Source organism: Ensifer sp. LBL, assembly GCF_050435225.1.
In the GTDB taxonomy this organism is placed as follows: Bacteria; Pseudomonadota; Alphaproteobacteria; order Rhizobiales; family Rhizobiaceae; genus Ensifer.
In genome coordinates this window covers 85,059-97,020 of record NZ_JBNDJY010000006.1, presented here as the reverse complement: position 1 = coordinate 97,020, position 11,962 = coordinate 85,059, and the positions used below count along the sequence as shown (strand labels likewise).

General features: G+C 62.5%; 10 protein-coding genes. 6 read left to right on the top strand and 4 right to left on the bottom strand.

Annotated features, from left to right (window positions below):
- Nucleotides 1-74: 74 nt before the first annotated feature.
- The gene (locus OKW20_RS23615) at nt 75-275 is read left to right on the top strand and encodes a DUF1674 domain-containing protein (RefSeq protein ID WP_043624199.1); all 201 of its coding nucleotides are present in this window, start codon (nt 75-77) and stop codon (nt 273-275) included.
- A 165-nt stretch (nt 276-440) separates the two neighbouring features.
- Here the strand turns inward: OKW20_RS23615 and acs are convergent, their stop codons facing one another.
- Nucleotides 441-2,390 (bottom strand): acetate--CoA ligase, encoded by a 1,950-nt coding sequence (gene acs, locus OKW20_RS23610; RefSeq protein WP_034800154.1) that lies wholly within the window; start codon nt 2,388-2,390, stop codon nt 441-443.
- Between the two features lie 227 nt (nt 2,391-2,617).
- On the opposite strand from acs, the gene OKW20_RS23605 reads away from it, so the two are divergent.
- A complete protein-coding gene (locus tag OKW20_RS23605) occupies nt 2,618-3,319 on the top strand; it encodes a DUF1013 domain-containing protein (protein WP_034800153.1) in 702 nt (233 codons plus the stop codon).
- A 75-nt stretch (nt 3,320-3,394) separates the two neighbouring features.
- Here OKW20_RS23605 and OKW20_RS23600 read toward each other — a convergent pair whose 3' ends face one another.
- Nucleotides 3,395-3,781, bottom strand: a complete 387-nt coding sequence (locus OKW20_RS23600; protein ID WP_429175995.1) for an ectoine synthase — start codon at nt 3,779-3,781, stop codon at nt 3,395-3,397.
- Nucleotides 3,782-3,923: 142 nt separating this feature from the next.
- Here OKW20_RS23600 and OKW20_RS23595 point away from each other — a divergent pair, with 142 nt between their 5' ends.
- Complete coding sequence (locus OKW20_RS23595; RefSeq protein WP_429176559.1) at nt 3,924-4,790, top strand: LysR substrate-binding domain-containing protein; 867 nt, start codon at nt 3,924-3,926, stop codon at nt 4,788-4,790.
- A 43-nt stretch (nt 4,791-4,833) separates the two neighbouring features.
- Here OKW20_RS23595 and OKW20_RS23590 read toward each other — a convergent pair whose 3' ends face one another.
- Together OKW20_RS23590 and OKW20_RS23585 are read right to left on the bottom strand one after the other, a co-directional pair.
- Complete coding sequence (locus OKW20_RS23590; protein ID WP_429175992.1) at nt 4,834-6,741, bottom strand: AMP-binding protein; 1,908 nt, start codon at nt 6,739-6,741, stop codon at nt 4,834-4,836.
- Nucleotides 6,742-6,853: 112 nt separating this feature from the next.
- Nucleotides 6,854-7,513 carry a YggS family pyridoxal phosphate-dependent enzyme gene (locus OKW20_RS23585; protein WP_429175989.1) on the bottom strand — a complete coding sequence of 220 codons (660 nt, stop codon included), beginning with the start codon at nt 7,511-7,513 and terminating at the stop codon, nt 6,854-6,856.
- A 223-nt stretch (nt 7,514-7,736) separates the two neighbouring features.
- Between OKW20_RS23585 and leuS the strand changes: the two genes are divergently transcribed.
- From leuS to holA, 3 genes are read left to right on the top strand one after another with little or no spacing between them, the layout of a single operon-like run.
- Complete coding sequence (leuS, locus tag OKW20_RS23580; protein WP_429119035.1) at nt 7,737-10,364, top strand: leucine--tRNA ligase; 2,628 nt, start codon at nt 7,737-7,739, stop codon at nt 10,362-10,364.
- A complete protein-coding gene (gene lptE / locus OKW20_RS23575; RefSeq protein WP_043624211.1) occupies nt 10,351-10,875 on the top strand; it encodes an LPS assembly lipoprotein LptE in 525 nt (174 codons plus the stop codon). The genes leuS and lptE overlap by 14 nt, the downstream gene beginning before the upstream one ends.
- Nucleotides 10,876-10,886: 11 nt before the next feature.
- The gene (holA, locus tag OKW20_RS23570; protein ID WP_429119037.1) at nt 10,887-11,921 is read left to right on the top strand and encodes a DNA polymerase III subunit delta; all 1,035 of its coding nucleotides are present in this window, start codon (nt 10,887-10,889) and stop codon (nt 11,919-11,921) included.
- The last annotated feature ends 41 nt before the right edge of the window (nt 11,922-11,962 follow it).

The following is an 11,962-nucleotide window of genomic DNA, read 5'->3' as shown; positions in this document are numbered from 1 at the left end:
GGAACGGCATCCTATATGATGGGTGCAAACAGCCAATTCTTCAATATTGATGCTCGAATCCGGATACCGTTCAGATGCAGAACGACAATGACAACGCCGCCGACCGCCCGAAGAAGCCGCTGCCGCCTGCCGCCGTGCGGGCCCTGAAGGAAGCGGAAGAGCGGCGTCAGGCGGAGATCAAGAAAGAGCTGCCGCCGGAGATCGGCGGGCGCGGGGGCGAAGATCCAGCCCGCTACGGTGATTGGGAGATCAAGGGTCGCGCAATCGACTTCTAAGTTCGGGTTAGGTGCCGGCGCCTGCGACCGCTATCTGAATCCGGCTCACGAAATTGTCCGGCTTGCCGAGACAGGTGCCGCATCGGCGATACCGGAGATCTTACATCATCTGCGACGATAGGAGAGCCGCCGCACGCCCGAGAGGTGCGCGGCGGCTTTTCAAGGTCAGGCCTTGTTCTGGCGGTTCGCGATCAGATCGTCGACGACGGCCGGATCGGCGAGCGTCGAGGTATCGCCGAGCGCGCCGAAATCATCCTCGGCGATCTTGCGCAGGATGCGGCGCATGATCTTGCCCGAGCGGGTCTTCGGCAAGCCCGGAGCGAACTGGATCTTGTCCGGTGTGGCGATCGGGCCGATTTCCGAACGGACATGCTTCACCAAGGCGGCGCGCAGTTCGTCGTTGCCGATTTCACCAGCCATCAGCGAGACATAGCAATAGATGCCCTGGCCCTTGATCGGGTGTGGATAGCCAACGACGGCCGCTTCCGAGACGAGGTGGTGCGACACGAGCGCCGATTCCACTTCAGCCGTGCCGAGACGGTGGCCCGACACGTTCAAGACGTCGTCGACGCGGCCGGTGATCCAGTAGTAGCCGTCTTCATCGCGGCGGCAGCCGTCACCGGTGAAATACTTGCCCTTGTAGGTGGCAAAGTAGGTCTGCCCGAAACGCGCGTGGTCGCCATAGATTGTGCGCATCTGGCCCGGCCAGCTGTCGATGATGCAGAGGTTGCCGTCGGCAGCGCCTTCGAGCACGTTGCCTTCATTGTCGACGAGCTGCGGCTGAACGCCGAAGAACGGCCGCGTAGCCGAACCGGGCTTGAGGTCGGTCGCGCCCGGGAGCGGCGTGATCAGGATGCCGCCGGTTTCCGTCTGCCACCAGGTATCGACGATCGGCGACTTCTGCTCGCCAACGACGTTGTAATACCACTCCCAGGCTTCCGGGTTGATCGGCTCGCCGACCGAACCGAGCAGGCGAAGCGAGGAGCGCGAGGCGCGCTTGACGAAGTCGTCGCCGGCGCCCATCAGCGAGCGGATCGCCGTCGGCGCCGTGTAGAAGACGTTGACCTTGTGCTTGTCGACCACTTCCCAGAAACGCCCGGCATCCGGGAAATTCGGCACGCCTTCGAACATCACGGTGGTCGCAGCATTCGCGAGCGGACCATAGACGATATAGGAGTGGCCGGTGACCCAGCCGACGTCGGCCGTGCACCAGTAGACCTCGCCATCGCGATAGTCGAAGACATATTCGTGCGTCATCGATGCATAGACCAGGTAGCCGCCGGTCGTGTGCAACACGCCCTTCGGCTTGCCGGTCGAGCCCGAGGTATAGAGGATGAACAGCGGATCTTCCGCCTTCATCTTCGCCGGCTCGCAATGCGGCTTCACGGTGGCGATTTCCTGGTGGTACCAGAGGTCACGGCCCGGTGCCCAGGCGGTCTTGCCGCCGGTGCGGCGCACGACCAGAACCTTGTTGACGATGACATGCTGTTTGGCCGCGATGTCGATCGCCGTATCGGTGTTTTCCTTGAGCGGGACCGGCTTGCCGCCGCGAACGCCCTCGTCGCAGGTGATGACGAAGGTGGACTCACAGTCGACGATACGGCCGGCAAGCGCATCCGGCGAAAAGCCGCCGAAGACGACCGAATGAATGGCGCCGATGCGGGCGCAGGCAAGCATCGCATAGGATGCTTCCGGGATCATCGGCATGTAGATGGTGACGCGGTCACCCTTCTTGACGCCATGCTTCTTCAGGACGTTGGCAAGGCGGCAGACCTGCTCGTAGAGCTGGTTGTAGGTGATCTTCTTGTCGATATAGGGATTGTCGCCTTCCCAGATGATGGCGGTCTTTTCGCCATGCGTCTTCAGGTGGCGGTCGATACAGTTGTAGGAGACGTTGGTAAGGCCGTCTTCATACCACTTGATCGAGACCTTGCCCTTGAAGGATGTGTTCTTGACCTTGGTATAGGGCTTGAACCAATCGATCCGTTTGCCGTGCTTGCCCCAGAACTTTGCCGGATCAGAAACGCTCTCTTCGTACCACTTCAGGTATGTGGCGTTATCAAGCAGCGTCCGGCTCTTGGCAGACTTCAACACCGGATAGATTTTGGCGGACATATTTTCCTCCCTACGCATTCCTAGTGCGGTTCGCCCCTCCTAGGGCTCCCCCGTTTCGCGCACATTCATAGCAGGTCAAATGCCCGCCGCAATTAGACAAAAGGACATTTGGAACTGAAGAATTGCAATTTCGCGACAACGACGGTATAGAGGCCCACATTTCCCGGAAATCAGTGGTAGACTCCACGGCCCGCGACACCGGCGCGGCGGACAAAAGGACTATATCCATGGCTCAGCAACTGCTTATGCCCAAGGCGACCGCCGTCTGGCTGGTTGACAATACCGCGCTGTCCTTCGACCAGATCGCGCAGTTCTGCAAGCTGCACCCGCTCGAAGTGAAGGCGATCGCCGACGGTGAATCCGCGCAGGGCATCAAGGGCCTCGACCCGATCGCGACCGGTCAGCTTTCGCGCGACGAGATCGCCCGCGCCGAAGGCAACCCCAACCACAAGCTGAAGCTGTCCGAGCCGAAGGTTCGCGTGCCTGATAGCAAGCGCAAGGGCCCGCGCTACACCCCGGTTTCCAAGCGCCAGGATCGCCCGAACGCTATTCTGTGGCTCGTCCGCAACCATCCGGAACTCAAGGATGCGCAGATCTCGCGTCTCGTCGGCACCACCAAGTCGACGATCGAACAGATCCGCGAGCGCACCCACTGGAACTCCGCCAACCTGACGCCGATGGACCCGGTAACCCTCGGCCTCTGCTCGCAGATCGACCTCGACCTCGAAGTCGAACGCGCTTCCAAGGGCCGTCCGCTGCCGACGGCTGCCGAACTCGGCCAGACGCTGGAATCGGCCCAGGAAACCGAAAAGCTGGGCTTTAGCTACGAGCGCGAGGAAGAGAAGGAAATCGACGCCGATGCCGTCTTCGCCAAGCTCAAGTCGCTGAAGTCGGACCGCAAGGACGAGGACGAAGACGATCAGTACTGATCGCCGTCCAGCCCAATGAAAAAAGCCCGGATCGTCGATCCGGGCTTTTTTGTTGGTCGGTGCTCGGCAACGAGTTCAGTAGGCCGAGCCGGATGGGTCGTTGAGATTGTGCCGCTCGGTCCCCTTGAGTGGCGGATTGAAGATGCTGACGAGAACCAGATCCTCGTCCTTGCCGCCGCGCAAGAAATGTTTGTCGTTCTGGTCGAGCACGTAGATATCGCCCTTGTTGATCGGGAAGACCTTGCCCTGCATGTCCTCGACCTCGCCGTGCCCGGCGATGCAATAGCAGGCTTCGAGATGGTTGCGGTACTCGAGCAACGATACCGTTCCGGCACGAACGACCGTGTGGCAGACGGTGAAACCCATGCCATCCCGCTCGGTTAGCAGCCGATGGCTGGTCCCGCTGCCCCATTCGACAAAATGGTCGGTAGCTTCGATCTGCTGCAGGCTGCGCACGAACATAGGTCTCTCCATCTGTAAGGATTTCTAATGTCTACGGACGGGAAACTCTCTCCCAATCCGGTGATAGGCCCAGTATCCATTGACAACGGTGACCAATCAAACGACCTTTCCTCAAGGCATTGATGAGGAAAGCTTACAAATGATGTTGCCACCACTCGGCATGCTGCGTGCCTTCGAAGCCGCGGCGCGTCTGGCGAGCTTCTCCCGCGCCGGCGACGAGTTGCATGTGACGCACGCGGCCATCAGTCACCAGATCCGGCTGTTGGAGGAGTGGTTCGGCCGGCCGCTCTTCGTGCGCGAGAAGCGTGGGGTCAGGCTGGCGCCAGAGGCCGAGAACCTGGCCGCGGTATTGACATCGGCATTGGAGCGCATCGCTGCGGAAACGGAACTGCTACGACTGAACGCCAAGGCGCAGGTGAGCGTTGCCTGCATACCCTCGATCGCCACGCGCTGGCTGATCCCGGCACTCGGCGAATTCCTGCACCGTCACCCGGAGGTGGACGTCAAGGTCGTCTATGCAATGGCAGAGCAGCAATTGCGGGAAACCGGCTGCGACGTCCTCATCACGCTCGGGGCCGACAAGAGCGAAGGAACCCGTTCCAACCGGCTGTTCTCCCGCATCAACCGTCCGGTTGCGAGCCCTCGCTATCTCGAACGAAAAGGCGCGCTGACGTCACCGCAGGCGATCGCGTCAGCCGATCTGTTGCACGACGAAACGACGTCACGCTGGCGCGATTGGCTGGCAAGGGCAGGGCAGGAGGCCACGCAGACGTTGCGTGGCCCCGTGTTTCAGGACTTCAACCTTTTGGCAACGGCAGTCATTGCCGGCCATGGCGTGGCGCTTTGCCCGGTCGAAGTCTTCCGGCGCGAAATCGACAACGGAGACCTGGTGATCCTGTCCGATATCGCCACCCTGGAGGACGAAAGCTACTTCCTGATCACCAAAGTCACACGCTCAAGGGCCGCAGCCAGTTTCAGTGATTGGTTTGCCGCGGTCGTGCACACCTAATGCGGCGTGCACCGCGCAAATTCATGAGCCGGCTTAGCAATCACTAGACGCCGATGCCTCGCCCATGCAGAGCGACGGTGATTTCGTCGAGAATGACAGGATCATCGATCGTCGCCGGCATTTTCCAGGGCTGACGGTCGGCGATCTTCTGGATCGTGGCGCGCAAGATCTTGCCCGACCGCGTCTTCGGCAGCCGCTTGACGCAGATCGCCAGCCGGAAGGCGGCAACCGGTCCGATGCGTTCGCGCACGAGGCTGATGACTTCGCGTTCGATCTCCGACGTTTCACGGGAAACATTGGAGTTGATGACGAGGAAGCCGGCCGGGATCTGGCCTTTCAAATCGTCGGCAATACCGATGACGGCACATTCGGCAACATCGGGGTGGCTGGAGCAGACCTCCTCCATCGCTCCGGTGGAGAGGCGATGGCCAGCCACATTGATGATGTCGTCCGTTCGCGCCATGATGAAGATATAGCCATCCTCATCGAGATAGCCGGCATCGGCAGTCTTGTAGTAGCCGGGAAACTCGTCGAGATAGGCCGCGCGGAACCGGTGGTCTGCATTCCAGAGCGTCGGCAGGCATCCCGGCGGAAGCGGCAGCTTCACGACCACATTGCCCAGCGTACCGGCTGTTACCGGATGTCCGGCATCGTCGAGGATCTGGACGTCGTATCCCGGTAGCGGAACGGCCGGCGAACCGTATTTTACCGGCAGAAGGCCGAGCCCCATGGGATTTCCCGCCACAGGCCATCCGGTTTCCGTCTGCCACCAATGATCGATGACGGGCACGCCGAGCGCCTTCTCGGCCCAGTGGATCGTGTCGGGATCCGCCCGTTCGCCGGCGAGAAACAACGCGCGAAACTTCGACAGGTCGTATCGGCGAACGTGAGAAGCCTCCGGATCCTCCTTGCGAATCGCCCTGAGCGCCGTCGGCGCGGTGAACATCACCACGACGCCGTGCTCGGCTATGATCCGCCAATAGGTTCCGGGGTCCGGCGTGCCGACCGGCTTGCCTTCGAACAGGATCGACGTGCTGCCATTCAGGAGCGGGCCGTAGACGATGTAGGAGTGGCCGACGACCCAGCCGATGTCCGACGCGGCCCAGAAGACTTCGCCCGGCTGCACGCCGAAGAAGTTCTCCATGGACCATTTGAGCGCGACCATGTGGCCGCCATTGTCGCGCACCACCCCCTTGGGCTGGCCGGTCGTGCCCGAGGTGTAGAGCACATAGAGCGGATCGGTCGAGGCGACCGGCACGCATTCGGTTTCTTCCCCTGCCTCTTTCGCCGCGGCGAGCGCCGACGCGAAATCGATGTCGCGTCCCTCGGTCATGGCGGCTTCCGCCATCTCGCGCTGGAAGACAAGGCAATGGGCCGGCTTGTGGGTTGCGATGTCGAGCGCCGCATCGAGCAGCGGCTTGTAGGCGACAGTACGACCGGGTTCGATCCCGCAGCTTGCAGACACGATCAGCTTCGCTTGACAATCGTCGATGCGCACGGCGAGCTCGTTGGCGGCAAAGCCGCCGAAGACCACGGAGTGCACGGCGCCGATGCGCGCAGCCGCGAGCATCGCAACCGCCGCCTGCGGGATCATCGGCATATAGATGATGATCCGGTCGCCCTTGCCGACCCCCAGCTTGCGGTAGACGGCGGCCAGGGCCGCTACGTCGGCGAGCAGAGATGCGTAGGAGATGCGCTCCACACGCCCGGTGACGGGGCTGTCATAGATGAAGGCGATCTGCTCGCCACGGCCAGCGACCACATGGCGATCCAGGCAGTTGTAGCAGGTATTGGTAACGCCATCGGCGAACCAGTGCCCATAGATGCCGGCCTCCGCATCGAACGCCCGTACCGGTCTTTCAAACCAGTCGATCGCATTGGCTGCATTGGACCAGAAACTCTGCGGGTCCGCTTTCCAGCCCGCGTACACGTCGGCATAGCTGCTCGCCATGTCCGTTCCTCCCTGCGCATGTTGCCGGACATGTCCGGCCTCCTCGTGCACAAGGATAGGCTAATGAGAGACGAGGGGAACCCCGACGAAAGCGGTATGTGACGAAGTGACCTCAGCGTGCGCCGAAAATGGCCGAACCGACGCGAACGCCGGTGGCGCCGAACTGGATAGCAGTCTCGAAGTCGCCGGACATGCCCATCGACAGCTTCTCGAGCTTGCAGGCAACGGCCAGCTTGGCGAGCAGAGCAAAATGCGGACCGGGATTTTCCTCGACCGGCGGAATGCACATCAGCCCCTCGATCGAAAGGCCCAGCTCGTTGCGGCAGAGTTCCACGAAGGCGGCGGTCTCGTCCGGCGCAATGCCGGCCTTCTGCGGCTCCAATCCGGTGTTGACCTGCACATAGAGCCTGAGCGTTCGGCCCTGTTTCTGCATTTCGGCAGCAAGCGCGCGGGCGATCTTCTCGCGATCGACCGTCTCGATGACATCGAACAGCGCGACGGCTTCCGCCGCCTTGTTCGACTGCAGCGGACCGATCAGGTGCAGTTCGAGACCGGACGTCTCGGCCTTCAGCTCCGGCCACTTGCCCTGCGCTTCTTGCACGCGGTTCTCGCCGAACACCCGCTGCCCGGCCGCAATCACCGGGCGGATGGCATCAGCGTCGAAGGTCTTGGAAACAGCCACGAGCGTGACGGCGCCTTTGGCGCGACCAGCAGACTTCTCCGCCGCCTGAATCCGGCTCACGACATCCTGCAACCGCTCTTGAACTTCCATGGACCTGCTCTCCGACACGGGATTTCCAAACCACTGACCGAGCGGCTTAGGCAAAGTTGAGCCGATTGCCAAGGCCGCTCCGTCGCGGACCGGCTCAAATCCGCCAAAGTGTCGCGCCAAACCCTTCAAAAACTTGACCGTCAGGCGGTTTCGTGGTGAAGGTCACCCCAACTATCATGAGGCGCAACTATGCGCCGCAGAACTTCCGGAACATCGAAAAGACATGTCTAGCGAACGATACAATCCGCGTGATGCCGAGCCCCGTTGGCAGCAGGAATGGGAAAAGAACGAGGTCTTCCAGACCGAGAACGACGATCCGCGCGAAAAGTACTACGTGCTCGAGATGTTCCCCTATCCCTCGGGCCGCATCCACATGGGCCACGTGCGCAACTACACCATGGGTGACGTGGTAGCGCGCTACAAGCGCGCCCGCGGCTTCAACGTGCTGCACCCGATGGGTTGGGACGCCTTCGGCATGCCGGCCGAGAACGCCGCCATGGAGCGTGGCGTGCACCCGGCCAGCTGGACCTACCAGAACATCGCCTCGATGAAGGCGCAGCTGAAGGTCATGGGCCTGTCGCTCGACTGGAACCGCGAGTTCGCAACCTGCGACCCCGCCTATTACCAGCGCCAGCAGTACCTGTTCCTGGACTTCCTGGAAAAGGGCCTCGTCTACCGCAAGCAGTCCAAGGTCAACTGGGACCCGGTCGATAACACAGTGCTGGCCAACGAGCAGGTGATCGACGGCCGCGGCTGGCGATCGGGCGCTCTGGTCGAACAGCGCGAACTGACGCAATGGTTCTTCCGCATCACCGACTTCAGCCAGGAACTGCTCGACGCGCTCGATACGCTGGATCAGTGGCCCGAGAAGGTGCGCCTGATGCAGAAGAACTGGATCGGCCGCTCCGAGGGCCTGTCGCTGCGTTGGGAAATCGTCGAGGGCACCGCCGGCGACGCAACGGAACTCACCGTCTACACCACCCGTCCGGACACGCTCTTCGGCGCCTCGTTCCTGGCGATCGCTGCCGATCACCCGTTGGCAAGGCAGGTGGCGGCCAGCAATCCCGAGGTCGATGCATTCTGCGAAGAATGCCGCCGCGCCGGTACCTCGCTTGCTGCGCTGGAGACGGCCGAGAAGAAGGGCATCGACACCGGCATCCGTGCCAAGCACCCGCTCGATCCGAGCTGGGAGCTGCCGGTCTATGTCGCGAACTTCGTGCTGATGGACTACGGCACGGGCGCCATCTTCGGCTGCCCCTCCGGCGACCAGCGCGACCTCGACTTCGCCCGCAAATACGATCTGCCTGTCGTTCCAGTCGTCATGCCGAAGGACGGCGACGCCGCAACCTTTGCCATTGGTGACGAGGCCTATATCGGCGACGGCGTGATGATCAATTCGCGCTTCCTCGATGGCCTGTCGACGGAAGACGCCTTCGAGACCGTTGCTTCGAAGCTCGAGAAGGAAATGCTCGACGGCGCGCCACGTGCCGAGCGCAAGGTCAATTTCCGCCTGCGTGACTGGGGCATCTCGCGCCAGCGCTACTGGGGCTGCCCGATCCCGGTCATCCATTGCGAGGACTGCGGCGTCGTGCCGGTTCCGAAAGCCGACCTGCCGGTCGTGCTGCCGCCGGATGTCACCTTCGACAAGCCGGGCAATCCGCTCGACCGTCACGCCACCTGGCGCCACGTCGCCTGCCCGCAATGCGGCAAGGACGCCCGCCGCGAGACGGACACGATGGACACCTTCGTCGATTCGTCCTGGTACTTCACGCGCTTCACAGCACCTTGGGAAGACAATCCGACCGACCCCAAGGTCGCCAACCACTGGCTGCCGGTCGATCAGTACATCGGCGGCATCGAGCACGCGATCCTGCATCTGCTCTATTCGCGCTTCTTCACCCGCGCGATGAAGGCGACCGGCCATGTGGCCGTCGACGAGCCGTTCAAGGGCCTGTTCACGCAAGGCATGGTCGTGCACGAAACCTATAGCCGCGGCGAAGGCGCCCAGCGCGAATGGGTGACGCCGGCCGAAATCCACATCGAGGAGATCGATGGACGCCGCCGTGCGACGCTGATCGAGACAGGTGAGGACATCGCCATCGGCTCGATCGAGAAGATGTCGAAGTCGAAAAAGAACGTCGTCGATCCCGACGACATCATCGCCTCCTACGGCGCCGACACCGCTCGCTTCTTCGTTCTCTCCGATTCACCGCCGGATCGTGACGTGATCTGGTCCGAAGCCGGTGTCGAAGGATCGCATCGCTTCGTGCAGCGCGTCTGGCGCCTGATCAGCGAAGCGGCCGAGAAGCTGCGCGCAATCGAGGCCGCCCCGGCGCTCGAAGGCGAGGGACTGTCGGTTTCGCAAGCCGCGCACAAGACGCTGCGAGCGGTCGAGGCGGACTATGACAAGCTCGCCTTCAACAAGGCCGTGGCGCGCATCTACGAGCTCGTGAACACGCTTGCCGCACCGCTGACACAGGTAGCCGCCGGCAAGGCCGACGCGGCCCTGGCAAGTGCCGTAAAGGATGCCACGACGATCCTGATCGACCTGATCGCACCGATGATGCCGCACCTCGCCGAGGAATGCTGGCGCCAGATCGGCGGCGAAGGGCTGATTGCAGAACGCCGCTGGCCGGCGTTCAACCCAGCCTTGGTGGTCGAGAACGAAATCACCATGCCGGTGCAGATCAATGGCAAGAAGCGCGCTGATTTGACAATCGCCCGCGATGCGGATCAGAGTGCGATCGAAAGCGCCGTCCTGGCGCTCGATGCCGTCAAGTCCGCGCTCAACGGCAGCAGCCCCAAGAAAATCATCGTCGTGCCCCAGAGGATCGTCAATGTCGTTGTCTGATAGAGCTGGTTTCCGTATCCGGTCGATTCCGGTTCTGGCTGGCGTGCTCATGTTGACCGCGCTCGCCGGCTGCCAGGTCCGGCCGCTCTATTCCGACCCGGTCGGCACCTCGACGGCACTGGCGGCGATCGAGATTTCCGAAGCCAACGACCGCGTCGAGCAGGAAGTGCGCAACGCGCTGATCTTCCTGGCCGCAGGTGGCCAGGGCGAGCCCGCGAACCCGCAATATCACCTGGCGCTCACCGTCACCCACCGCTCGATGGGCGTGCTCTACGATCAGGCCAAGGACCGCGCCGGCGCCGGCCGTATCGTCGTCAAGGCGGACTACAATCTGACGAAGATCGGCACGGGCGAGACCATCAAGTCGGGCAACCGCACGGCGGTGGCCCTCGTTGACTTCCCGGTTCAGGAATTTGCCAAGGTGCGCGCCGTTCGTGACGGCGAAAACCGCGCGGCCAAGGAACTGGCCGAGCTGATCCGGGCCGACATCGCCGCGGCTCTCAGCCGCTAAGCGGTGTCGGCATGAGCGAGGTCAAGTCGCACGAGTTCGACTCCTTTCTCCAGAAGTCAGCCGGAGTCTACCGGCTTTTCATCCTCTACGGGCCCGACCGCGGGCTCGTCTCCGAGCGTGCTTCGGCAATCGCCGGCCGCTGCGGCGTGCCGCTCGACGATCCCTTTTCGCTGTTGAAGCTCGACGTCAGCGAACTGACGCAGTCGCCGGGGCGGCTGCTCGATGAGGTAAACTCGATCGGCCTCTTCGGCGGAGAAAAGCTCGTCTGGGTCCGTGGCGCAGCCAACGAAAAGCCGCTGGTCGATGCCTTGCAAATCCTGTCCACCGAACCACCGACCGGAAGCTATGTGATCGTCGAGGCCGGCGACCTGAAGAAGGGGTCGGCACTTCGAAAGGTCGGCGAGAGCGCCCGTTCGGTCGCCTGTATCGCCTGTTACAGCGACGATACGCGCAGCCTGCAGGCGCTGATCGACAAGGAACTCGGCGACGAGAAGCTGGGCATCAGCCCCGCGGCTCGGCAAAGGCTGCTGGAGGCGCTCGGCGGCGACCGCCTGGCCTCGCGCAACGAGTTGCGAAAGCTCGCGCTCTACTGCCGTGGCAAGTCCACGGTGGACGAAGAGGACGTTCTCGATATCGTTGGCGATGCCAGCGCCATCTCCGTCGACGATGCCGTCGATGCGGTGCTGAAGGGCGACCTCGATGGTTTGCTGCACGCCATGCAGAAGATCACGACATCCAAGACGCCGGCCTTTCTGGTGCTGCAGGCGTGCCTGCGCCAGTTCCAGCAACTCGATGTGATGCGCGCCGAGATGGACGCAAGCCGTCAGCAGGCCGGCCAGGTGATCGCCACCCTCGGACGTGGTCTGCACTTTCGCCGCAAGCCGATCGTCGAGGCAGCCTTGAAGCACTGGTCGAGCCCTGCCATCCGTCGCGAACTCAACCGCCTGCAGACGACCGTTTTTCAGAGCCGCAGCCGCGCGAGCCTGGAAGAGAGCCTTGTGCTACAGAACCTGATGGCGATCGCGGTGCAGTCGGCGCGACGCTGAGTTCTCCGCCAGGCCTATTGCCGCTTCCAACGCTGAGTCAG